The sequence below is a fragment of the Sulfuriflexus sp. genome (assembly GCF_032250955.1).
Lineage (GTDB): Bacteria > Pseudomonadota > Gammaproteobacteria > AKS1 > AKS1 > Sulfuriflexus.
Genome location: NZ_JAVVES010000002.1, coordinates 17,628 through 39,456, shown reverse-complemented (window position 1 = coordinate 39,456; position 21,829 = coordinate 17,628). Strand labels below are relative to the sequence as shown.

20 protein-coding genes are annotated in these 21,829 nt (G+C 51.8%); 17 read left to right on the top strand and 3 right to left on the bottom strand.

The annotated features are described in order from the left end of the window. Nucleotides 1-35 precede the first annotated feature (35 nt). Complete coding sequence (gene pnp, locus RQ738_RS00535) at nucleotides 36-2,120, top strand: polyribonucleotide nucleotidyltransferase (RefSeq protein WP_314161420.1); 2,085 nt, start codon at nucleotides 36-38, stop codon at nucleotides 2,118-2,120. A gap of 60 nt (nucleotides 2,121-2,180) precedes the next feature. Here the strand turns inward: pnp and RQ738_RS00530 are convergent, their stop codons facing one another. Beyond that, entirely contained in the window at nucleotides 2,181-3,119 is a 939-nt protein-coding gene (locus RQ738_RS00530; protein WP_314161419.1) for a hypothetical protein, read from the bottom strand. Here RQ738_RS00530 and RQ738_RS00525 point away from each other — a divergent pair. The 16 genes from RQ738_RS00525 to mnmC all read left to right on the top strand — a co-directional run bounded on the left by RQ738_RS00525 (nucleotide 3,118) and on the right by mnmC (nucleotide 20,967). After that, nucleotides 3,118-3,714, top strand: coding sequence for a tetratricopeptide repeat protein (locus tag RQ738_RS00525; RefSeq protein ID WP_314161418.1), 597 nt, complete (start codon nucleotides 3,118-3,120; stop codon nucleotides 3,712-3,714). The genes RQ738_RS00530 and RQ738_RS00525 overlap by 2 nt on opposite strands. A 216-nt stretch (nucleotides 3,715-3,930) precedes the next feature. Continuing rightward, nucleotides 3,931-4,116 (top strand): Flp family type IVb pilin, encoded by a 186-nt coding sequence (locus tag RQ738_RS00520; RefSeq protein ID WP_314161417.1) that lies wholly within the window; start codon nucleotides 3,931-3,933, stop codon nucleotides 4,114-4,116. Nucleotides 4,117-4,336: 220 nt separating this feature from the next. Then, nucleotides 4,337-5,740, top strand: coding sequence for an AAA family ATPase (locus RQ738_RS00515; protein ID WP_314161416.1), 1,404 nt, complete (start codon nucleotides 4,337-4,339; stop codon nucleotides 5,738-5,740). A 56-nt stretch (nucleotides 5,741-5,796) separates the two neighbouring features. Next, nucleotides 5,797-6,654, top strand: a complete 858-nt coding sequence (gene cpaB / locus RQ738_RS00510) for a Flp pilus assembly protein CpaB (RefSeq protein WP_314161415.1) — start codon at nucleotides 5,797-5,799, stop codon at nucleotides 6,652-6,654. A 16-nt stretch (nucleotides 6,655-6,670) separates the two neighbouring features. Continuing rightward, on the top strand, nucleotides 6,671-8,104 hold the full coding sequence (locus RQ738_RS00505; protein ID WP_314161414.1) for a type II and III secretion system protein family protein: 1,434 nt from the start codon (nucleotides 6,671-6,673) through the stop codon (nucleotides 8,102-8,104). 12 nt (nucleotides 8,105-8,116) lie between these two features. Continuing rightward, a complete protein-coding gene (locus RQ738_RS00500) occupies nucleotides 8,117-8,395 on the top strand; it encodes a hypothetical protein (RefSeq protein ID WP_314161413.1) in 279 nt (92 codons plus the stop codon). A 37-nt stretch (nucleotides 8,396-8,432) separates the two neighbouring features. Then, nucleotides 8,433-10,022: a pilus assembly protein TadG-related protein gene (locus RQ738_RS00495; protein ID WP_314161412.1), complete on the top strand. Its 1,590-nt coding sequence runs from the start codon at nucleotides 8,433-8,435 to the stop codon at nucleotides 10,020-10,022. Beyond that, nucleotides 10,015-10,503 carry a TadE family protein gene (locus RQ738_RS00490; protein ID WP_314161410.1) on the top strand — a complete coding sequence of 163 codons (489 nt, stop codon included), beginning with the start codon at nucleotides 10,015-10,017 and terminating at the stop codon, nucleotides 10,501-10,503. Before RQ738_RS00495 ends, RQ738_RS00490 begins: the two co-directional genes overlap by 8 nt. 46 nt (nucleotides 10,504-10,549) lie before the next feature. Then, nucleotides 10,550-11,113: a pilus assembly protein gene (locus RQ738_RS00485; RefSeq protein ID WP_314161408.1), complete on the top strand. Its 564-nt coding sequence runs from the start codon at nucleotides 10,550-10,552 to the stop codon at nucleotides 11,111-11,113. 39 nt (nucleotides 11,114-11,152) lie between these two features. Next, nucleotides 11,153-12,370 carry a CpaE family protein gene (locus tag RQ738_RS00480; protein WP_314161407.1) on the top strand — a complete coding sequence of 406 codons (1,218 nt, stop codon included), beginning with the start codon at nucleotides 11,153-11,155 and terminating at the stop codon, nucleotides 12,368-12,370. Between the two features lie 56 nt (nucleotides 12,371-12,426). Beyond that, entirely contained in the window at nucleotides 12,427-13,737 is a 1,311-nt protein-coding gene (locus tag RQ738_RS00475; protein ID WP_314161405.1) for a CpaF family protein, read from the top strand. A 12-nt stretch (nucleotides 13,738-13,749) separates the two neighbouring features. Continuing rightward, the gene (locus tag RQ738_RS00470) at nucleotides 13,750-14,736 is read left to right on the top strand and encodes a type II secretion system F family protein (protein WP_314161403.1); all 987 of its coding nucleotides are present in this window, start codon (nucleotides 13,750-13,752) and stop codon (nucleotides 14,734-14,736) included. Between the two features lie 10 nt (nucleotides 14,737-14,746). Beyond that, nucleotides 14,747-15,724 carry a type II secretion system F family protein gene (locus RQ738_RS00465; protein WP_314161402.1) on the top strand — a complete coding sequence of 326 codons (978 nt, stop codon included), beginning with the start codon at nucleotides 14,747-14,749 and terminating at the stop codon, nucleotides 15,722-15,724. A 23-nt stretch (nucleotides 15,725-15,747) separates the two neighbouring features. Continuing rightward, nucleotides 15,748-17,601 carry a LytR C-terminal domain-containing protein gene (locus RQ738_RS00460; protein WP_314161401.1) on the top strand — a complete coding sequence of 618 codons (1,854 nt, stop codon included), beginning with the start codon at nucleotides 15,748-15,750 and terminating at the stop codon, nucleotides 17,599-17,601. Continuing rightward, a complete protein-coding gene (locus RQ738_RS00455) occupies nucleotides 17,594-18,481 on the top strand; it encodes a tetratricopeptide repeat protein (RefSeq protein ID WP_314161400.1) in 888 nt (295 codons plus the stop codon). The genes RQ738_RS00460 and RQ738_RS00455 overlap by 8 nt, the downstream gene beginning before the upstream one ends. A 524-nt stretch (nucleotides 18,482-19,005) precedes the next feature. Next, nucleotides 19,006-20,967 (top strand): bifunctional tRNA (5-methylaminomethyl-2-thiouridine)(34)-methyltransferase MnmD/FAD-dependent 5-carboxymethylaminomethyl-2-thiouridine(34) oxidoreductase MnmC, encoded by a 1,962-nt coding sequence (mnmC, locus tag RQ738_RS00450; RefSeq protein ID WP_314161399.1) that lies wholly within the window; start codon nucleotides 19,006-19,008, stop codon nucleotides 20,965-20,967. Here the strand turns inward: mnmC and RQ738_RS00445 are convergent. Further along, complete coding sequence (locus RQ738_RS00445; protein WP_314161398.1) at nucleotides 20,945-21,376, bottom strand: hypothetical protein; 432 nt, start codon at nucleotides 21,374-21,376, stop codon at nucleotides 20,945-20,947. The genes mnmC and RQ738_RS00445 overlap by 23 nt on opposite strands. Nucleotides 21,377-21,392: 16 nt before the next feature. Then, nucleotides 21,393-21,824, bottom strand: a complete 432-nt coding sequence (locus tag RQ738_RS00440) for a hypothetical protein (RefSeq protein ID WP_314161397.1) — start codon at nucleotides 21,822-21,824, stop codon at nucleotides 21,393-21,395. Nucleotides 21,825-21,829 lie beyond the last annotated feature (5 nt).

Here is a 21,829-nt window from a genome sequence, read left to right as displayed (position 1 = left end):
GCCAGAAAACCAGAATCCAAGCGTAAGGAATCCCCGTGACTTCAATCAAGAAATCCTTTCAGTATGGCAACCATACTGTCACCATCGAAACAGGTGAAATCGCACGACAGGCAAGCGGCGCCGTTATGGTCAGCATGGGCGACACCGTCCTGCTCGTTACCGCCGTGGCGAGAACGGAAGCAGACACAGGTCGTGACTTCTTTCCACTCACGGTTAACTACCAGGAACGGACCTATGCAGCCGGTGTTATCCCGGGTGGCTTTTTCCGTCGGGAAGGCCGTCCGAGTGAAAAGGAAACACTGACCAGTCGCCTGATTGACCGTCCGATTCGTCCGTTGTTCCCCAAGGGTTTCTATAACGAAGTTCAGGTTATCCCGACCGTCGTCTCGATTGACTCGGATATTGACCCGGATATCCCGGCCATGATTGGTACCTCTGCAGCACTGGCGCTTTCTGGTGCGCCATTCAACGGCCCGATTGGTGCCGCGCGCGTTGGCTACAAAAACGGTGAATACCTGCTGAACCCCGGTTTTGAAGCACTTGAAGAATCCGATCTTAACCTGGTGGTTGCCGGTACCAAGGGCGCGGTGCTGATGGTGGAATCTGAAGCCAACTGCCTGTCCGAAGAGGTTATGCTCGGTGCCGTCATGTTTGGTCATGAACAGCTGCAAATCGTTATTGATACGATTGAAGAGTTCGCCAATGAAGCCGGCGTGAAGCATTGGGACTGGAAAGCTCCCGAGAAAGATACCGCGCTGCACGACAAGGTGGCTGAAGTTGCCACGGCCGGCCTGACCGAGGCTTACCAGATCGCAGAAAAGCTTGCCCGTTACAGCAAGATTGATGAAGTCCGCAATACGACTGTTGAAGCGGTTGCCAGTGAAGATGGCTGGAGTGCCGATGATGTGCGCGGCGCCTTCTCCTCGGTCGAGAAGAAGATCGTACGCAGCCGTATTCTTGAAGGTCATCCGCGCATCGATGGCCGTGACACGCGCACCGTGCGTCCAATAAATGTACGTGTCGGCGTCCTGCCGCGCACCCATGGTTCGGCCCTGTTTACACGTGGCGAAACCCAGGCGCTGGTGGTTACGACGCTGGGTACGCAGCGTGATGCGCAAGTCATTGATGCACTGGAAGGCACCCGCAAAGAGCCGTTCATGCTGCACTACAATTTCCCTCCATACAGCGTAAACGAAACCGGCCGCACCGGCAGCCCGGGCCGTCGTGAAATCGGCCATGGCCGCCTCGCCAAGCGTGGTGTCCTGGGCGTTATGCCAGACATGACTGAGTATCCTTACTCTGTTCGCGTCGTCTCTGAAATCACCGAATCCAACGGCTCCAGCTCGATGGCCTCCGTTTGTGGTTCCAGCCTGGCTATGATGGATGCAGGTGTGCCCCTGAAGGCGCCGGTTGCCGGTATCGCCATGGGTCTTATCCTGGAAGGCGACAAGTTTGCCGTGCTGACCGATATCCTCGGTGATGAAGATCACCTCGGCGATATGGACTTCAAGGTAGCCGGTTCGAAAGAAGGTATCACTGCCTTGCAGATGGATATCAAGATCGAAGGCATTACCCGCGAGATTATGCAGGTCGCCCTTGATCAGGCACTCGAAGCCCGTCTGCATATTCTTGATGAAATGAACAAGGTGCTTGATGCACCACGTCAGGAATTGTCTGACTATGCCCCGCGTATCATGACTTTCAAGATCAACCCGGACAAAATCCGCGATGTGATTGGTAAGGGTGGTGCAACCATTCGCGCCATTACTGAGGAAACCGGTACCAGCATCGATCTCACTGATGACGGTGTGGTAAAGGTATCTTCTGCCGACAATGCCGCGGCACAGGAAGCCCGTCGCCGCATTGAGCAGCTGACGGCCGATGTTGAAGTCGGCACTATTTACGAAGGCAAGGTCGCCAAGATCATGGACTTCGGTGCCTTTGTGACTATCCTGCCGGGTAAAGACGGCCTGGTACACATCTCGCAGATCTCCACCGAACGTGTCGAGAACGTAAGCGACAAGCTCAGCGAAGGTGAAACCATCAAGGTCAAGGTTCTGGAAGTGGACAAACAAGGCCGCATCCGCCTGAGCATGAAGGCCGTGACCGAAGAAGCCTGAGCTTTTCGGTAAGCAAGATTAAAAAAGGAGCCGAATGGCTCCTTTTTTATTGCACCGTATTTATTCGCCCGGTGCGGTATCAAGATCCGGGTACGAGTTTTCGGTGCTAATGACGATCCAGTTCGGCAAGGAAAATTCTGTTTCCTCGCTTTCAATAGTCGGCTCCGGGTCAAGGCCGGGCAGCGAGTTTTCGGTGCTAATGACGATCCAGTCCGGCAAGGAGAATTGTGCTTCCTCGCTCTCAATAGGCGACACCGGCTCAAGGCCGGGCTCCGAATTTTCAGCGCTAACGACTACCCGGTCAGGCAAAGTAGCTTGTGCTTCACCGGCTGGCGCAAGCCCCGGCCCCGGGTTTTCAGTGCTGATAGCAGGTGATTCCTGTACGAAGACGTGCGCGGCTTCCTCGACTTTCTCAGTGACGGGCACAGGCTTTTTGCCGCTAGTGGTAACCGCTGGTGCGGGTGGGTTAACGGCTTCAGGGATAGTGTTGCCTGTCGTTGTTACTGAGTCGGATGGTGAGTGGGTATCGTGTTTAATGGTGGACCCTGGCGTGACGTCCGGTTTAGCCATGGCATTATCAACGGGGGAGGAGGGCAAGGTATCGAGGCGCTTACGGGCCTCTTCCCGACCCTGCACTGCCGCGGCCAGCAGCCAGCGGCGGGCTTCGTTGAGGTCTTTTTCAACCCCAAAGCCCTGTTCATACATGATGCCGAGGTTGTACTGGGCCTGGGCCGAGCCTTGCCTTGCCGCGCGTGTGAACCATTTCACAGCTTCCTTATCATCTTGTTCGGTACCCTCTCCATAGGCATACATCGTGCCGACCAGGGTCTGAACCAGCACATTGCCCTGTTCGGCGAGTGGCAACCAGAGCGCCAGGGAACGGGAAAAATCCTTTTGCTGATAAGCCCTTACGCCATCACGGAAGTCATCGGCGAGGACTTGCCGGGGAACAAGAGTGATGCAGAGACTGATTAAAAAACCAACAAAAAGAACACGCATGGGCTGGAAAATCCTTGGTCACGGCCGTTATAAAGACTACAAGGTAACGGATTCTGCCAGACAGGTGAAGATGAACCTATTGCCCACCATTCATTTCCTCTGCCGCCGGCTGGCGGCTCTGCTCGTTATGTTCACGGTTGCGTTACTGTTGTTCAACGCGCAGGCCCGCGCCGCGGAGGCTATCGAGGATGCCGTGGCTGCGCTTGATGCCGGGCGTTACCAGGCCGCGCGAGAGGGTTTTGAGGCGCTGGCCCAGCATGGCAATACCGATGCCCAGACCCTGCTCGGTATCATGTATAGCGAGGGCAGAGGCGTGACACGCGATATTCAGCAGGCCCGTACCTGGCTGACACGTGCCGCACATCAGGGCAGCCATGATGCCGGTTTTTTGCTTGGCCTGAGCTACCTGGGCAGCTACGGGAAGGGAGGACAAAACGATCCCGCCAAGGCCCGTATCTGGCTGCGCCGTTCCGCCCACCTGGGCAACCCCCTGGCACAACGTTTCCTCATCCGTGCCTACCGGCATGGCTGGTTCGGTTCCGAAAACCCGCAGCATGCCAGTTACTGGCAGGCACGCCTGCAAAGCGTCAACTGAGTGTGTACGAAAGGACTAATTGCCAGCTATCACCCCATAACAGTATTCTACTAAATTCCAGTAAACGCCCTGTTGATACTGGATAGTGATAATACGTATATCCGCTTTTCAATTATCTGTGATACCTTGAGTTTGAAGTAGGGATTAGTTTATTGACTTACCCGAAGCAGCTATTCCGAAGTTGTGGGGGATAACCAAGGTGGAGGAACTTCAGCAATGAAAAAGCATTTTAACCGGTTTATGAAGGAAGAGTCAGGTGCAAGCATGGTCGAATACGCCATTCTTGTCGCGCTGATTTCTGTTGTTGCGATCGTCATTATTGGCGTTCTGGGTCAGCAGATTAACGCCGCATTCACAGCAGTATCGAATCAACTGGCTGCTGCGGGCGTAGTAGCACCGTAGCACCACCAGCTGGTAATTAGGTAGCAGGCCTTCTATGTCCCGTCCAGGTAAGTAAATGTCTGGGGGGCGTAGAAGATATTTCTGAATGATATTGTAATAGGCGGCGACAGTTAACGCGTCGGAGTTTGTAATCAGGAGGCTGCATACACCTTACCGCGCAGTTGCATGAGACTGGCAGTAGACCGTTGATATAAGTAAAAAAACAGGCGAAAAAATTGTGATGAAGAATATCTTCACGGAGGAATCAGGCCAGCGCATAACAGCAGAGCTATTTTCATCATTCCGTCATAAAAAAATTGATTTATATGGCAAACCGGCACCACAGGTGCAATATCCGACTGTTCCGCAAACCCTGCAAGCCCTCGGCATCCCCTTCGACCTGATAACCAAGTTACTCCTCAAACACCTGCTCGTCGGCGGCACCATGCGCAGTGACGAACTCGCGAGCAAAATGGCACTTCCCCTGTCACTAATCGAAGAACCGACCCATTTTCTCCGCGATGAAGCGCTGGTAGAGACACGCGGGGCTCAAGGTGGCTCGGGGGTTAGCGGCATTATGCAGTTGCTGCTCACGGATCGCGGACGCGAGCGGGCACGCAACTATCTGGATGAGAGCAGTTATTGCGGACCGCTGCCGGTGACACTTGAAAACTACAGCAAGCAGGTCATGGCGCAGTCAGTACGTCGACAAATTGCCAGTCGTGACGATGTGCAAAAGGTTTACGCCGATATTGTTGTTAATGAGAATGTGCTCACCCAGATTGGTGCCGCCTTTAACAGTGGCGGTACACTATTTATGTATGGTGCGCCGGGTACCGGAAAGACATTTCTCGCCACGCAGATGCTCAAGATGCTGCAGGGTAATATCGCTATTCCCTATGCAGTGATTGTGGACGGCCAGATCATCCGCGTTTATGACCCGCTGAATCACAAGGTGGTGGGAGAAAACCTGAAGGACAATCCCGTCGTAAGCCCTGACCTGCACAGACACCCGGTGCCAGACGTGGATGCGCGCTGGGTTATCTGTCATCGACCGGTAATCATTTCCGGCAGTGAACTGACCCTGGATATGATCGACCTGCAGTATCAGCCGGATATAGGCTTTTATGAGGCACCGTTGCAGATGAAGGCAAATGGCGGCATTTTCCTGATCGATGACCTGGGGAGGCAGATAGTGCAGCCCAAGACCCTGTTGAATCGCTGGATTGTGCCACTTGAAAACGAAGTTGATTACCTCGGACTCCATACCGGCAGCAAGTTCCAGATACCGTTTGACCTGATCCCGGTATTTGCGACGAACATTCGTCCTGAGGAGCTGGCCGACGAGGCATTCCTGCGACGCCTCGGTTACAAGATCCATATTGATTATGTGACTGAACAGGAGTTTCACAGCATCTTTGAGCAATATTGTCTGGCCGACAATATTGAATACAACGCAGACATGGTGGACTTTCTTATCCATGAATATTATCGGCCTGCCAGTAAACCCATGGCGGCATGCCACCCGAGAGATTTAATTAACAAGGTGATCGATTTTTCCCTGTTTGAGGGAGAAGGGCCACGCTTGAGCAAGGAACTGCTTGCCATGGCATGGGAAGCATATTTCGTAACGAGTGATAACTGAATCAAACATAATCCATCTACTGAGGGGGGGACATCATGCAAATGCGGGCGCTGATAATGTTAGCTGTCGCGTTAATTATGGGTGTGGTAGCGGTATACCTGGTTAATACCCAATTGACGCGAAAAACAGATGACGGGGCGGCGATGATACCGCTTGAGACCAGACAGGTAGTGGTGGCGGCCAACGATATCGATGTTGGCACGCGTCTGGACAAACTGATGTTAAAAACGGTGGACTGGCCAGCCTCAAGTCTGCCTGAAGGATATTTTGGGGAGCTGGCGGCGGTTCTCGGCGATGACGCTCCGGTCGCCGTCAAAGAGATACGCAAGGGCGAAGCAGTTATTCAATACAAGCTTTCCACACACGGCGCCCGTGGTGGTCTCACCCCGAGGATCCCGGCCGAGAAACGTGCGGTTACCATAGCCGTAAACGAAGTGCGCGGTGTGGCTGGTTTCGTACTTCCCGGCGACCGAGTCGATGTCATGTTGACCAGTAGCGCCGGCAGGAAGGACAAGCACCCCGTGACCCGGACATTGTTGCAGAACATCATGGTACTTGGCGTTGACCAGCTAAGCTCGGAAAAAGAGGATACCCCGAAAGTTGTGAATGCGGTGACCTTGTTGGTGATGCCGGAGGAGGGCAAGAAGTTAACCCTTGCCCAGAGCGTTGGTGATCTCAACCTGATGCTCAGGAATGAAGGCGATGTCTCTGTTGCCCCGGATAGTCAGATTACATTGTCCTCGCTAAAAACCTTTACGCCGGTAGTCAGGAAAACCAAAACGGGCAATGTTGTCCAACAAGCTAATAGGCGCAGCAATGTGAATGTTATCCGCGGACTGAGTATCACCCAGTACAAGGTAGACGATATAAAGACCCCGGCAGCTTCGGGTGGTGCGGCTAAAACAGCGAATTGATGTAAGGGAGATGAACATGACTAGGCATATGAGAAGAAGCTATACGGATCTTGTTAAAAAAGGGATCTGGCTTGTGGCGCTTGCCATGTTCTGGGCCTCGCCTCAGGCATTCGCGCTGGAACAATACAGGCTCGAACTTGGCGAGGGTGTTGCATCAAGCGAACTCGAGCTTGCTGTCGGCAAATCGGAGATCATTTATTCGCCGCAACGACTCAAGGAAGTCTTTATAGGTAACCCTGATATTGCAGATGTGAAGCTCCTGTCATCACAACAGGTGCTAGTGCTGGGCAAGGCGCCGGGACGGACCAATCTGGCTTTTCGGAACAAGAATAAGCAGTTGATTGCGCTAATGGACATCGTCGTTGGTTATGACATCGTGGCTATCAAGCGCAAGATTCATGAGGTCTTACCTGAGCAAGATAGCATCGAGGTGCGTAGTTCCAATGATTCGGTGATGCTGGCAGGGCAGGCCTCGAATGCCCTGGCAATGGATACCGCCCTGGCCATTACGAGAAGTTTTGCACCGGGTAAAAATGTGCTCAACCTCATGCAGGTAGGGGGTGGCCAGCAGGTCATGCTCGAGGCACGGATCTCCGAGGTCTCGCGTTCGTCGTTGAAGGACCTTGGCATACAGACCAATATCAAGGGTACCGGTGGTGGCACCAAGGACCTGAGTGTTCTCAGCCTGATTACCGGCACGGCCCTGACTAATTCCTTCGGTACATTCAGCCTGACCGAGACGGGGATCTTTTCATCGCTCGGCCTGACGCTGCAGGCGCTGGAAGAACAGGGTCTGGCAAATACTTTAGCGGAGCCAAATATTGTTGCACTGTCTGGACATGAAGCAAGTTTCCTCGCCGGTGGAGAATTCCCGGTACCAGTGGCGCAGACAGGAAGTGGTGGTGCAGGCGGTACGGCGGGTATTACGGTTGAGTTTAAGGAATTTGGTGTCGGCTTGAAGTTTACACCAACGGTATTAAGCAACAAGAAGATCAACCTGAAGCTGAATACCGAGGTATCGGCAATTGATACCTCGACCGGAACATCAGTCGCGGGTACCGCTGTGCCAGGGATTACCACACGTCGGACAGCCACGACGGTAGAGATGGCGGATGGACAAAGTTTCGCTATTGCGGGATTACTGCAAAATGACATCAATAATGCCGTCGACAAATTCCCCGGTCTGGGTTCACTTCCGGTACTCGGGGCACTGTTCCGCAGTACAGACTTCCAGCGCCATGAAACAGAGCTGGTTGTTCTGGTGACTCCTCGTCTGGTCAAGCCGGTACCACCGGGTCGACTGGTATTGCCGACAGATGGCTTCATCCCGCCGAGCAGCAAGGATCAGTATCTTGACGGTCGTCTCGAAGGTCAGGTGCCGACAGGAAATACCAGTACTGAATCACAGACACCAGCGGGCATTGACGGTGCTCACGGTCATCAACTCTGAGGGGATTAGATCATGGACATTAGATATATAACAGCGGTTCCGGTCATTCTGTCTGTGTACCTGACAGGTTGCAGTCAGGTTCATCAGCCGACCCTGAGCGAGGATTTTGGTAATGCCGTGCGAACCAATATCGCTCAGCAGGTGATCGATCCTAAGGCCGGGCAGGAAGACCTGCCACCAGCAACACTGGGTGGGCAAAAGGTCGAGAATTCCCTGGAACAATACCGCAAGGATGATGGCAAGGTTGATAATGAACGGTTGATAACAGACATGACTTCTTCATCTAATTAATGAAGTAAAGATGTCTTAGTTCGGGTAGGGGTGGGCTATGAACGGATATTCAAGAAAACAGCAGGGGGCAACCCTGGTCATGACGGCGATTTTTATCGTGGTTCTGGTCGGTATCGCTGCGCTGGCGCTGGATTTGGGACGCCTGTTTGTATTGCGCACTGAAGTTCAAAATGCGGTGGACGCGGCGGCCACTGCCGCCGCGGCTGAACTGGACAGTGGCACAGATGCTCGCTTGCGTGCGCGACAGGCCTCCAGGGAGCTACTCGTTGATAGGGGTATCTTCCTGGGGCAATTTACAGCAGATGATGACCTGCAGGATGGTCAATACACCTTCTATTCAAGTATCGATCCTGTCAAGGTACTGGCTACGAATGATGGTGATGCCCGTTTTGTCGATATCACAATCGACCTGACAGGACCCGGCGAGGGGATCCAGTTGTTCTTTCTTCCGGTCTTACAGCTTCTTGGTGAGACAACACCTCTTGAGCAAGGTCTTGCGGCACGCGCACTGGCGGGGCGGCAAACCGTCGTCTGTATCAAGCCACCTTTTCTCATGTGTTTCGATGACGTCACTAACTTTAATAGTACCGACGAGAGCACCTGGCCGATGCAACCGGGTGAAATGGTGCGCCTGCGTCAGCACGGTGATAAGGGTAGTTCATGGGTACCAGGGAATTTTGCCTTCCTGATCCCGGCGGGTTCGAAAGGTGCGCCGGACCTGGCAGAGTTTCTTGCCGGTGCGGTAGAGGAGAGTTGCGACCCGCCGAAAATTACCTCGGCACCAGGGCAAAAGGCCCAGCCGTCACGGCGTGGTTTCAACACGCGTTTCGACCTGTACGAAGGCAAGTTTACGGCCGCGGAGTACCCGCCGGCACCAAACGTAATTAACTATCCACGTGATAATGACATTCTTGCCGCGATTCTTGCCGGTGACGATGCACCTCGTATTGGTAGTGGCATCTGGGATCGCGTCGGATACTGGAATCGATACCATGCAGCACTGGCGGTACGCCCGGCGGGTTACGAGACCTGGTCGCGCCATCGAACCTACCAGTGGGAGCTTGGTTTGATTGGTGATAATGGGGCACCCGTTGCGACGCCGGGTAGTAACACTGAATTCCCGGCTGACCGGGTTTTTGAACCCGCACCGGGGCCGGGTCCATACGCGAATAACCGGGATGATCTGGGCATCGCCTACAATTGTGACCCCAACGACAAGGATTACCGGCCGACGCTGTGTCATGGCGAACCAGTTCCGGCCCATTTCTATTGCCCGGACGGCGATACAACCTGCGATAACTATCAGGTAACTAATAACATATATCCCACCGTGGCTTATCCACTTACACCGCCGATCTTCCCTTCGGATAAGACCGAGGGCGTTACGACTAATGTGAAACGACGCGTCATGCATGTAGCGGCCCTGGATTGTGAATTATTGAACCTGCATGGCAACATCAACGATCTGGAAGTTAGCAGCTTGAATGGACGCTTCCTCGAATTTTTCATGACGCAGCATGCCGAGGATCCCGGTCCCAGCCCGGATAAATTTGAATTATACAGTGAGTTTATCGGCCTGACCGAGGACACCGGTGATGTGCGGGTGGTGATCCAGCTCTATGAATAAACAGCCAGCAAAATTTAGTGCGGGGGCGGCGATGGTCGAATTCGCCCTTATCGTTACATTGCTCGTAATGCTTGTGTTCGGTATCACGGAACTGGGCAGGGCCCTGTTCCAGTGGAATACGCTGACAAAAGCAGTCGTAACGGGTACGCGTTACATGGCCCGGGCCAATGGTGAGGTTGTGAATCCTGACTGTACTGAGGGTGCAAACTGGGCTGCTTTTCGTGATCGTGCAGAAAACCTTGTTAAGACCGGCCAGACTGCTTCCGGGGGTACGGAACTGCTGAATGCGATAACAGTCACTACCTTCGAGGTGTTACCCAGACAATTTTCCTATAGTGGTAATACGAAAAATGCCTGCGTGATAAACATCGTGGCCCAGTCTGAATTTGATTCGATATTTGGCGGCTCCATTATCCCGTTTATCAATCTGGACCTCATTACACTTACGGCGAGAACCGAGGAACGTTACATTGGCGAATAATCGGACATTCCACCTGGCCCTGAAGAGGAAGCATAGGGGGGCGACTATGGTCGAGATGGCCATTGTCATTTCACTGTTCCTGGCGCTGGTCTTTGGTATCATCGAATTTTCCCTCGTGATTTTCAACTGGTCGCGTGTTGTCGAGGCCACCCGTGTCGGCGCGCGCTATGCCATCGTCAATGACCCTGCGTGTGATATTTACGGCACCTCGGAAGGGGTGGCCTGTGCCGGTGGCCCACTTGTCTGTGACAGCGCTTCCACGGAGTTCAATCCGCTTGAAGATGTAAATGTGGCCGGCGATTGCGAGTTCGCCGAGCCATATACGATAGATAATGCAGCCTGCAGTATCGTTGAACAGATGCGTCGGCAACAGCCTTTGATAGAGACATCGGTCGGTGCCAACGTGAAGATCAGTTACTCATGTTCCGATGCCGGGTTTTCGGGTCTGGCACAGACAATTCCGGTTGTGAAAGTGAGTACCAGCGGGGTGCAGTATCGATTTATCGTGCCAGGTATTCTTGGGCTTGATAATGTGGCGATCACAATGCCACCGTTTGAAACAACACGCACGGGTGAGGATCTGGGAACTGTATTACCGGCGCCACCGTAAACGAGAGATACAGGTTTATATCACAATGCTAATTTACGAATGGATTTGAATTCTATGCGTACAATACTAAAAGTCGTTGCCCTTTTGATTCATGAAGAGACACGCAAACAAATCGAGGCGGCATTGAGCCGCATAGAAGGGATTAATATTTCTCTGCGCATGGTTGGCGATGACCGCTCGCTAAGTGAGGTGGGTCTGAAAGAACTGCCAGACGTCGTTATGTTTGAGGTCAATGGGCATAGGGAAAAAGATATAGCTGATATTGAAAACATTCTGAAAGAACATGGAGATCGGATTTCCGTCTTTGTCACGACAAAGGGTAGCGATGTTGATACAACACGTCGTTTGATGCGCGCTGGCGTGAAGGACGTCTATCCGCAACCATTGCAAGTCCAGGAAATGGTGATTGGCGTCAGTAAAGTACTTGCCGATAAGCGTGCAATGCAAAGAAGCGCACAAGGAAAAAGAGGCGGGTTGACAGCGTTTATGAATGCCAAGGGCGGCAGTGGCGCGACGACACTGGCGGTAAATGTTGCTTACTTGCTCAGGAGAAATTATGACGCCAGCGTTGCCCTGATAGATATGGATATCCAGTTTGGCTCGGCAGCCACGCTGCTTGATCTCAAGCCGCGCAGCAATGTAATGGATGCCTTGCTGGAGCCAGACCGACTGGATCCCATTTTCTTGCGGGCATTGATGACCCATCATTCAAGTGGCCTTGAAATTCTGGCCTCACCTGGGGATCTAAGCTCCTATGACGGCATTTCCGAGCAGGCAGTAACCCAGTTAATGCATGTGGCCGTTGAGAATTACGATTTTGTTATTGTTGATATGCCACGCGTTTTTATGCCCTGGACATATGCCATCCTGGCGCTGGCCGAACCGGTGATGCTCGTCGTGCAGAATGATATTCCGACGATTCATGACGCAAGGCTCCTGATTGAGCATCTGCCATTGAAGGGGATAGCTATAGATGCGATTGAGATAGTAAATAACCGTGCCATGTCGAAAATGCACAGTGTCAGTATCGATAGTCTCAAGGAGGTTCTGCACAAGAAAAGAGTTCACAGGGTGCGTAATGACTATGAGGCAGCGGCCGATGCTCAGGATCAGGGCTTGCTGGTTGTGGAAATCGATAAGCGATCAGACATGACCAGGGATATTGAGAGCTTTGCTGAAAATCTTGCAAAAAGTCATTTTGACAGGAAAGAAGACAAATCCGGGCTGTTCAAAAAGCTGTTTGGGCATGCCAACTAGCAGAACGAGATGGGCGGAGATTAAACAGTGCTAATAAAACTATACGGGAGCGAACCATGTCTAATTCAGGAGAAGTGACAAAACTGGAAACAGGGGAGGAACTGCAGGAGATCAAGAGTCGCATTCATCGTCGTTTGCTTGACCGCCTTAACCTGAAGATTATCGATGAGCTGGAACCTGCCCTGGTACGAAGCCAGATAAATGATCTGGTACGAGAAATGCTCGATGAAGAATCGATCCCGCTGAATGCTGCTGAACGGGTTGTGCTTACAAGCGAGATCCAGGATGAAGTGCTGGGCCTGGGGCCGCTTGAACCGTTGCTCGCAGACCCGACTATATCGGATATTCTCGTCAACACCTATAACCAGGTCTATGTTGAACGGCGTGGTTTGCTGGAAAAAACGGACGTCCGTTTCCAGAATAACGAACATCTGCTGCGGATAATTGACAAAATCGCAAGCAGTGTAGGTCGCCGTATCGACGAATCATCGCCTATGGTTGATGCGCGCCTGAAAGATGGTTCACGTGTTAATGCCATTATCAAACCTGCCGCTGTCGATGGTCCGCTTTTGTCGATTCGAAAATTCAGCGTCGACCCCTACACAATGCTGGATTTGATTACCTTTAAATCGCTCACGCCGCCAATGGCAGACTTTTTCGAGGCAGTAATCAAGGCGCGGGTCAATATTATGATTTCCGGCGGCACCGGTAGCGGTAAAACAACATTGCTCAACGCTATGTCAGGCTTTGTTCCGGTGACAGAACGTATTGTCACGATTGAAGACTCTGCGGAACTTCAATTGCAGCAACCTCATGTGGCCAGGTTGGAAGTTCGTCCAGCGAATATTGAGGGAAAGGGAGAGATTACGCAACGTGACCTGGTCAGGAATACATTGCGAATGAGACCGGACAGGATAATCGTAGGTGAGGTCCGTGGTGGCGAGTCACTTGATATGTTGCAGGCGATGAACACGGGGCATGATGGCTCGTTAACGACGATACATGCTAATGGACCACGCGATGCCCTGACCCGACTCGAACACATGGTAGGCATGAGTGGCGTAGCAATTCCTCCTCTGGTGATCAGGCAGCAAATCTCGGCAGCCTTGCATTTGCTAGTAGATGTGGAACGCTTGATAGACGGGCGTCGTGTTATCACCAGTATTCAGGAAATCACCGGCATGGAAGAAACCGTTATCAATATGCAGGAGATTTTCGGTTACAGGCGCAAGACAGTCGATGATAGCGGTCATGTGGTTGGTGAGTTCAGGGCAACGGGTGTCCGTCCTATTATGCTCAAGCGCTTCAAAGAGCGTGGCATTCACCTCGATGATGAGATATTTGATCCGGAACGCGTGTACGAATAGGGGATTATCACCGTGGAGAATATCATCAATATCGTCGTTTCTATATTAGCCTTTATTGCAGTGGTACTTATGATAGAGGGGTTCTACCTGCTTTGGCGTGCCATTCATGAGGAGGGTGATGCCAAAATACAGAAACGCTTACGCACACTGTCAGCAGGTGGTGATCACGGTAAGGAAATCTTGGACCTGATAAAGAACCGCGCGTTGAGTTCTGTACCGATATTGAACCGCGTGCTAATGACTATCCCGCGTGCGCACGCGATAGACCGACTGTTGGGACAAGCCGGCACAAGGTTGACGGTCACCAAATTGATTGGTCTGCAGATTCTTCTATCAGTGCTTATTGTGCTTGCCTTACTGAAATTAACACCTGTTCATACGGCGCTAGCCGTGATTATTGCAATAACTACAGGTTTCGCGGCACCGTACATATATATCCTGAGGCTTCGCAAAAAGCGCCAGCTGCGCTTCACAGAACAATTGCCCGATGCGCTTGATTACATTGCTCGGAGTCTTCGTGCCGGCAACCCCTTCTCTGCCTCATTAAAGTCGGTTGCAGGAGAACTTGGCGACCCTATTGGTAAAGAGTTTGGTATCACTTTTGATGAGATGAACTACGGGCTTGAGATCGAAGATGCCCTGTATAACCTGGGCAATCGTGTCGGCTGTGATGAGCTTCATTATTTTATTACCGCAGTCTTGATCCAGCGCACTACTGGCGGCAATCTTGCCGACGTGCTGAACAAAATTTCCGCTGTCATGCGTGAGCGGGCCAGGACACTTCGCGAAATTATTATTCAGGCTGCTGAGATGCGCTTGTCCGCGCGAATACTCATTGCACTGCCATTTATTGTTGCAGGGGCGATTACTATATTCAATCCGGGCTATCTGGAAACCTTGTTTGAGGAGCCGATGGGCAGAACAATAATTGGCGTCCAGATCTTATTAATGGCTATTGGCTACATCGTTATACGACGCATGATCAATTTCAGAATTTAAAGGCGCAAAAATGACGGACCTGATTGGATTTACTGAAAGTGTGGCGGCAGGCAAGCTGGGTTATATGGCACTGCTGCTGGTTTTCCTGTCCACAGCCCTGATGTTCTATGCAATATTACAATGGTTAATGGGTGGAAAAAATCCAGTACAGCGCAGGCTAGAGTCAATTTCCGAAAAACAGGGTGAGCATGTTCCGCACCAGGAAGGGGAGTTTAATGTGCACTGGGTTGAGCCGCTAGCCAAGGTGTTATTGCCCAAGCAGGGGTGGAAGCGATCAAACCTTAAAACGAAACTGGTGCGTGCAGGCTACAGGCACCCGGGTGCGTTGAATGTGTTTGTCAGTATCAAGATTCTTCTGGCAATATTGCTGCCGTTAATCATTGTGCTGCTATTTCTTATTTTGTCACCGGCATTGATAACCACGCGTACCAATGTGCTGGCCCTTCTTGTGTTGATTGCGATCATCGGTTTTTACCTGCCAGAAATGATTCTTTCCAGAAGAGTGAGTTTACGCCAATTGACGTTTGTTGAGGGGTTTCCGGATGCCATGGACATGCTGGTGGTCTGTGTTGAGTCGGGGCTGGGTCTTGATGCCGCAGTCCAGCGGGTGGGTCTCGAAATGGGTGGTAGCCATCCGCAGCTTGCAGACGAGTTCAATCTTCTCAGTCTGGAGTTGCGCGCGGGCAAAAGCAGAGAAGAGGCCTTGCGTTCCCTGGCCGACAGAACCGGGGTTGATGAGGTGCGTTCCCTGACAACTTTATTGATACAGGCTGAGCATTTTGGCACGAGTGTGGCGACGGCATTGAATGAGCATTCAAAAGAGATGCGTATCAAACGAGTCCAGAATGCGCGCGAAAAAGCCGCAAAACTAGCAGTTAAATTGATTTTCCCAATCATGTTCTTCATTTTTCCGGCCCTGTTTCTGATTGTGCTTGGGCCTGCAATGGTGCGTATCTACAAAGGATTCTTTGTTGCGTTTGGCGGTTAAAAAAATGACAGGTGAGGTGCGATATGGCTAGCAAAATGACCCAGAGACTCAAGTTTAGTGCAACATTACTTAGTACAGCTGTATTGGTCACCGGTTGTGCATCAGGACCTGGGGCAATGGGGTCTCTACAACCTGTTTATCGCGTACAGGGGCAACAGTTAGCGCTCGGGGTCCACAGTTTCTATGAACAGGGCAAGCAGCATTTTGTCAGTCAGCACTATGGATTAGCCTTGCAGGCCTTTCAGTCTGAACTTGTCAGGAATCCGAATTCTGTTCAGGTATTAAATGGTATTGCAGCCTGTTACGACAAGATGCAACGCTATGATCTGGCAGCTAATTATTATTACCAGACACTCGCCATAGAGCCTGATTCCGTGCGTACATTGAGTAACCTGGGTTACTCTTTTATCTTGCAAGGCAGAAATGCAGATGCGAAAAAGGTTCTGAGCCTGGCGTTGATGAAAGACCCGGCTAATGCCATTGCACGCAGTCATCTTGCCCTGGCCAGTGATCATCCGAGTGATCTATCTGGTACTCTGGTAACCCATGCAACACTTCCTGAAAAAATAAAGATTGAGGAAGTTCGCGTCAGTGTGGAGCGTGAAACAGTTATTAATAAACCAATTAAGAAAGCTGAGGAAATAGCGACCAGCTCACAGGTTGTTGTGGCCGAAGAACCCTTGCCCACCGTGACGGCGATGGTTGAGCCGGTAGTTGAAGAATCCCTGCCGACAGTGGCCACAGTTGATGAGATCATAGTCGAATACCCACTTTCTTCTACGGTAACCATAGAGAAGTTTTCGGCAGGATCAGCATTATCTGACGTGGTAGTGACTGATGTAGTCGCTGATATCTCTGTGACCGACAGTGGTAAAGAGGTAATTAAGAATAGTGAATTGATGCCAGTGGGTATCACGATTACGGCGACAATTGATACAGATCAGGGTGGGTTAAGTCCATCCGCTATAGTGGCCACAGTACCGAGTCTATTAAAAGATAATGATGACGTTAATCAGGCGGCATCATACGATAAGTCGAAGACGCTGCAGGTAGCTGACGAACATATGGTCAGTAAACCGGCTGAACGAGCTACCCTGGTTAAGAATGCTACCTACATAACGGAAGCAGGAAGTGTCAGGGCTATGTATGCCGTACACAAGATCCCTACTCAAGATGTGGCATTACGGGATTCTCAGTCTGGCAATGGTGCTATGACGATCGAATGGAAAGAGGATTTGGCAGCGCAGAAAATAGTTCGCCAGGAAGCAGATGCTACGGCGCGTATAGAGTTGTCGAATGGCAACGGCCGTGAAGGAGTCGCACGTTTGCTGCAAAATATACTCAGCAGCAAAGGAATAGTCACAAAGAGTGTTACCAATGCCGATCATTATGATTACAAGGAAACAGTGATCTATTATGCAAGTGGTAGACTTGCTGCTGCGAAAAAGTTGTCCAATAGCCTGCCCAAACAGGCCCGACTGGAAGAAACCTCAAATAATCGCAAGGATATCGATATCACGTTGCTGATTGGCGAGGATTTTCCCGGTTATGGTAACGTTAGCAAGGCACGGGTAGAGGTTTCGAATGGCAATGGTCTCAATGGTCTGGCCAGCCTGATGCAGAATGTGCTGAGGCAATATGGCGAGTCAGTTAACCTGATTACCAATGCCGATCATTTCAACTATGACGATACAGTAGTCTATTACTCCACCGGCAAACTCAAGGCAGCTGAGCAGTTGATGCAACGGTTGCCTGTCAAGGCCATATTGCGTGAGACCCGGGATAACCGCAATGATATCGATGTAAAGGTTGTGTTGGGTAAAGATTTTCTGATCCATGAATTCGCTATGCGTAAGAAAATGGAGACAAATGCCTGATATTTTTACCAGGAAAGCGGTTCTTGTTTCGTTGCTTCTGCTTATAACGGGTTTCACGCAGGGATGCGCAACCCGTGGTGATCTATCGAAGCAGGGGGAGCAAGCTGGAACTGATAGTAGTATGCAGGCTGCTCAACGGGCAGAGGATGCCGGAAAACCCGTTGAAGTGCTTTTTCACTATGACAGGGTTCTGCAACGCGAGCCGGGCAATCGCCATGCACTGATGGGAAGTGGCAGGGCAAGCCGGGACATAGGCGAGCTGGAGCTGGCTGAAGGTTACTTTAGCCGGGTGATTATTAACAATCCGGATGATGTAGAAGCATTGGAGAGGCGTGGCCTTGCGCGGATACTTATGGGCAGGCATGAACAAGCGAAAAAAGATCTACAGCTTGTCACACAGCTCAGCCCTGAACGATGGCGATCCTGGAATGGTTTGGGTGTGCTCGCGGGCATACAATCGGATAATGAAGCGTCAGAGCAATTTTATCGAAAGGCGCTTGCGATCCTCCCGGACTATTCGCCACTGTTGAATAACCTTGGCTATACACTGATGCTGACCCGGCAGTATGCTGAGGCAGAGCAGGTGCTTAGAGCGGGTCTTGTGCATGCGCCAAACAATATCGGGTTAATCAATAATCTCGGTCTGACACTGGCCTGGTCGGGACGCTATGATGAGGCCTTAAAAATTCTCGGCAATGGCATTGGTCGTGCGCAGGCACATAACAATATTGGCTATGTAGCTATGCAGAAGAAGGACTATAAACTGGCAATTAGTCATTTCGAAAATGCACTTAAACTCAAGCCGACATTTTATGTCCTCGCTGCAGAGAACCTGAAAAAAGCCAGGCTCGGCCTCAAACATCGAACAGCGGTTCATTAGAAAGTCTTTATCTTACAGCATTGTTCAGTACTGTTTGATGGTATCGGTTTGTGTCATTACTGAATCTAACGTGTTTGTGTTGAATGCGAGCACGCTATTGAAAGCATGGATTTCACAATATTCCAGAGTGTGCGACACTATTGATTATGGATAAAAAAGGTCAAAAAAGGGTCAGCATTGGTTAATATGCATCTTCGTTAATAAAGCAACCATCATCAGAAAACTATCTGGGCCTGCATGAATCATCTTAGCTGAATAGTTAGGAGAAACCCAGAAATATGAACTCAGTGTAATGCATCTAAATTACTCACTGAATGCCCGCTTTTGGCCGAACTCAGCCTGATGAAGCTATTTTGTTAGCAACTGCTTCGAACTAAGAAACAGGCATGCAAGAGGAGAGAATGCTGAACTTCCTTTTTTCTTGCCGAAAGCAGGCAGGCTATGGTTCTAAATACCAGGAAAATATAGTTCCATGCACATTAAATTTACTCCCTGCGAAGGCGATATGCGGTATATTACGGCGCATGAAGCACGCCGATATCGAATGGCAACAGGGCCAGCCTTTTAGTAACGAGTTCGAAGACATCTATTTCTCGCGTGAAGGTGGGCCCGAGGAAACTGATTATGTCTTCCTGCAGCAAAATCACTTGCCTGATCGCTGGTTGTCCGCGGAACCTGTAGAACAGTTTGTCGTTGCCGAAAGCGGTTTTGGTACCGGCCTGAACTTCCTTGTGACTGCGCAGCAGTGGCTGCTAAAGACCAATGAGCAGGCATGCCTGAATTATATTTCTATCGAGAAGTTTCCCCTCAGCAAGTCCGACCTGAAACAGGCGCTTGCCTGTTGGCCAGAGCTCGAAGCCGTATCGGCGCAACTAATTGCAAATTACCCTCCCGCTGTAAAAGGCTTCCACCATATTCCATTATTTGATGGGCGAGTGGTGTTGACCTTGATCTTTGCTGAGGTAGAGGAGGCACTTCAAGAGCTTCATGCCAGCGTAGATGCCTGGTATCTTGATGGCTTTGCACCGGACAAGAACCCGGCTATGTGGAATGCCTCCGTATTCAGGCAGGTATCACGTCTCGGCAAGGTGGGCACAACCTTCAGCACCTTTACCGCCGCCGGGAGCGTGCGCCGCGGTTTGCAGGAAGCCGGCTTTACGGTCGAGAAGGTGAAGGGCTTTGGTAAAAAGCGTGAAATGCTGCGTGGTGTGCTGACACAGGAAGCGCCGCTCCAGGCCAGGGCACCGTGGTTCGCCTTGCCCCGGCCAACCTCCCGGACCGGGGGCCGTAAACACGCGGTGGTTGTCGGTGCCGGCATTGCCGGTATCACCACCGCCTGGTCACTGGCCAAGCATGGGTGGCAGGTTGACGTCATCGAGCGCCATGCCGCGATCGCGCAAGAAGGTTCCGGTAACCCGCTCGGTCTCGTTATGCCGCGTATTAGTCTGGGTGATAGCGCTGAGCGCGCGTTCTACGACACGGCCTTTCTTAAATCAGTGCGTGAACTTGATCGGCTCAAGCAGCAATACCCGGAACTTAACTGGCAGCGGGGCGGGGTCTTACAGTTAGCCGGTTCGGAGCGGGTTAGCAAGCAAATCGAAAGACTCGACTGCGCGCCGGAACTGGCGCAGAGGGTCAGTGCGGAACAGGCCAGCGATATCGCCGGTATCGAGATCGAAACGCCGGCCCTGTATTTTCCGCAGGCCGGTTGGCTGGATCCCGTGCAGTTATGCCGTGTGCTATTAAACGATGCGGGAGATAACATCCGTCTGCATGCCCAAACCGATGTGGCGGCTATTCAATATATCGATGGTGCCTGGCAGTTACTGGATGCCAGGCAGTCCCTTATCCTGACTGCCGGCACCGTGATTCTTGCCAATGCTGGTGCCGCCAACAGGTTCCTGCCGACGGCCTTTCTGCCCATAGAACAGGCCCGCGGGCAGATAAGTATGATTCCCGCATCAGCAAAGAGCAGTCAACTCCGTTGCGCGATCTGTCATGAAGGTTACATCCTGCCGGCAAGCCAGGGCGAGCATGTGATCGGTGCCAGTTTTCTTGCCGGTGACAGAAGTACTGAGTCAAGGCGAGAAGAAGACATGGAAAATATCCGCCAGTGCCAGGCGGCTCTGCCGGGACTGTTTACAGATAAAACGGCTGTTAGTAAAAGCCGTGCCGCCTTAAGAGCAACAACCGCAGACAGGCTGCCGTTGCTTGGCCCGGTTGCCGATACCGTCTTCCTGGCGGAAAACTACCATGACCTGCACAAGGGCAAACGAGCCTCTGCATACCCGCCAGTTGAATATCTGGATGGCCTGTTTGTGAACACCGGCCATGGCGCGCGCGGCCTGACCTCTGCCTTTCTCGCTGCAGAAATCATTGCCGGTCAGTTGCAGCATGAGCCACTGGCCGTGGCTGAAACCACCTGGCAGGCACTGTATCCGGCACGTTTTCAGATCAGGAAATTCAGAAAAGGTTCTGTTGATTGAGCTGCGCCAGATTTTTTCTTGCAGTGATCAGCCAGCAAGCTGCGGCGACAGACACCGAAAAATAGGCCATGGCGAGGTAATAGGGCCATTGCACAGGGTCCGCGAGGCCGATGAGCAGGGCGGGCAACAGGCTGGCGAGGATGACGGTAAACAGGTTATAGCGACCAGGCCGTTGCAGGAGAAAGTATACTGGCAGACCGTAAAGCAGAGTGGCGGCATAGCCGAAAAACAGGCCAAAGAATGATACCACCAGGCCACCATGATACTGGCGCAGCAGTTCGGCCTGCGCCTCGGGATACATAAGCCGTAATACGCTGACCGCCAGCAGCATGGCCGGGATAACGGCAAGCGGGCCGAGGGCGACGGCGGAGGCGAGGCCGGGGTTTCTGTTCTTGCCGTATCCAGACATAGCGGAATGGTCGAGGTCAGGCAAAACGGTGCAGGAGTTTTTTCCAGCGACTTGGCGGCGTGGTGGCGGCAACAACGTCTATGGGTTTCATCCGCGACAGTACCCATTTCGGCAGTGGCGGGTTGTCGCTAAAGCCGCAGACGACGCCGAGATTGCCGGGATCATAGATCTTGATAAAGGTCGGGTCATCTTCGCTATCTACATAAACGATGCCACAGTAATCTTCTTCGTGCTGTTCACGTAGTTCCCTGTCAGCCTGCTGGATAAACGCCTCGAGTTCATCAACGCGGAGGGGTTCTGCCGGCGGCTGTTCGGCAGTAGCATAGACATACCACTGGCCCTGGTTATGCCGGCGCAAAGTATCCCAGAAGCGGCTGAGATCGTCCCAGCCCTTGAGACCGCGGAAGTAGCCTTTGAAGGCCTGCATGTAGTCGGATTGGTCGCTCATATTTC

Excerpts from the sequence above, each read along its gene's own strand:
- RQ738_RS00525 (WP_314161418.1), top strand. The coding sequence starts at position 3,118 with ATGGGCTGGAAAATCCTTGGTCACGGCCGTTATAAAGACTACAAGGTA.
- RQ738_RS00530 (WP_314161419.1), bottom strand. The coding sequence starts at position 3,119 with ATGCGTGTTCTTTTTGTTGGTTTTTTAATCAGTCTCTGCATCACTCTT.
- RQ738_RS00520 (WP_314161417.1), top strand. The coding sequence starts at position 3,931 with ATGAAAAAGCATTTTAACCGGTTTATGAAGGAAGAGTCAGGTGCAAGC.
- RQ738_RS00515 (WP_314161416.1), top strand. The coding sequence starts at position 4,337 with ATGAAGAATATCTTCACGGAGGAATCAGGCCAGCGCATAACAGCAGAG.
- cpaB (WP_314161415.1), top strand. The coding sequence starts at position 5,797 with ATGTTAGCTGTCGCGTTAATTATGGGTGTGGTAGCGGTATACCTGGTT.
- RQ738_RS00505 (WP_314161414.1), top strand. The coding sequence starts at position 6,671 with ATGACTAGGCATATGAGAAGAAGCTATACGGATCTTGTTAAAAAAGGG.
- RQ738_RS00500 (WP_314161413.1), top strand. The coding sequence starts at position 8,117 with ATGGACATTAGATATATAACAGCGGTTCCGGTCATTCTGTCTGTGTAC.
- RQ738_RS00495 (WP_314161412.1), top strand. The coding sequence starts at position 8,433 with ATGAACGGATATTCAAGAAAACAGCAGGGGGCAACCCTGGTCATGACG.
- RQ738_RS00490 (WP_314161410.1), top strand. The coding sequence starts at position 10,015 with ATGAATAAACAGCCAGCAAAATTTAGTGCGGGGGCGGCGATGGTCGAA.
- RQ738_RS00485 (WP_314161408.1), top strand. The coding sequence starts at position 10,550 with ATGGTCGAGATGGCCATTGTCATTTCACTGTTCCTGGCGCTGGTCTTT.
- RQ738_RS00480 (WP_314161407.1), top strand. The coding sequence starts at position 11,153 with ATGGATTTGAATTCTATGCGTACAATACTAAAAGTCGTTGCCCTTTTG.
- RQ738_RS00475 (WP_314161405.1), top strand. The coding sequence starts at position 12,427 with ATGTCTAATTCAGGAGAAGTGACAAAACTGGAAACAGGGGAGGAACTG.
- RQ738_RS00465 (WP_314161402.1), top strand. The coding sequence starts at position 14,747 with ATGACGGACCTGATTGGATTTACTGAAAGTGTGGCGGCAGGCAAGCTG.
- RQ738_RS00460 (WP_314161401.1), top strand. The coding sequence starts at position 15,748 with ATGGCTAGCAAAATGACCCAGAGACTCAAGTTTAGTGCAACATTACTT.
- RQ738_RS00455 (WP_314161400.1), top strand. The coding sequence starts at position 17,594 with ATGCCTGATATTTTTACCAGGAAAGCGGTTCTTGTTTCGTTGCTTCTG.
- mnmC (WP_314161399.1), top strand. The coding sequence starts at position 19,006 with ATGAAGCACGCCGATATCGAATGGCAACAGGGCCAGCCTTTTAGTAAC.
- RQ738_RS00445 (WP_314161398.1), bottom strand. The coding sequence starts at position 21,376 with ATGTCTGGATACGGCAAGAACAGAAACCCCGGCCTCGCCTCCGCCGTC.
- RQ738_RS00440 (WP_314161397.1), bottom strand. The coding sequence starts at position 21,824 with ATGAGCGACCAATCCGACTACATGCAGGCCTTCAAAGGCTACTTCCGC.